Genomic DNA, 728 nt, shown 5'->3' with positions numbered 1-728 from the left:
GCCTTCGGGGTAGCCGAGGATGGAGAGCAGGGTTGCGCGCAGCGGCGGCGCAAGTCCGCCAAGCAGCTCGGAACGCGCCGGCTCGTCGAGCTCGCGCAAAATGTCGGCGGCCCGGTCGACCGACATGGCGGTGAGCAGCTTGCCCGCCTTGGCGCGTGGCAGCGCCTCCATGAGTTCGGACGCGCCGTCGAGTTCCGGCTGGTCGAAGATCTCGACCAGACGTTCGAACGTCACTTCACAGAGCAGTTCCGTCGCGGTCTCTCGAGGCTCCCTGTTCAGGGCCTCGACAATGTCGGCGACGTGATCGTTGGCTAGGATACGGGCAATCGCGACGGCTTCGTCGCTTGCCACTGTGGTAAATTCGTTCATGGCTCACTCCTTGCCGTCCGGCAGGACATGAACCATGTGAGGTCACGTCAGGGCGGACGGCTGTTGCGTTCGACTGTGACTGTCGCCAGGCATGGCGCGGTGACCTTTCCGCTTGCGGGTTCGCGTTTTTACTGTCTGCAAGCGGGCGCAACATAGGAGCGCGCCTTGCCGTGTCAATCGCGGTGAGGAGGGAAAATGCCGACGAGCGGCCAAGATCGCGAGACTGTGATCGCCGGCCGCCGTTCGCCTCGGCAGACCGGGGTGGAATAACCGTTATTTTTGCTTCAGCCGGCGCGAGAAACGCAGCCACTTGTCTTCGACCGGCCTTGGGACCGGCCTGGGCTGCACCAGAATAGTGG

At 63.7% G+C, this 728-nt stretch carries 1 pseudogene; it reads right to left on the bottom strand.

Annotated features, from left to right (window positions below):
* Positions 1 to 369: pseudogene (locus EOD15_RS35075) on the bottom strand (magnesium transporter); the annotation flags it as partial.
* Positions 370 to 728: the final 359 nt, after the last annotated feature.

The sequence above is a fragment of the Mesorhizobium sp. M7A.T.Ca.US.000.02.2.1 genome, assembly GCF_003996995.1.
GTDB lineage: Bacteria > Pseudomonadota > Alphaproteobacteria > Rhizobiales > Rhizobiaceae > Mesorhizobium.
Note: the sequence above shows the minus strand (reverse complement) of the source record. Positions and strands in the feature narration are given on the sequence as shown.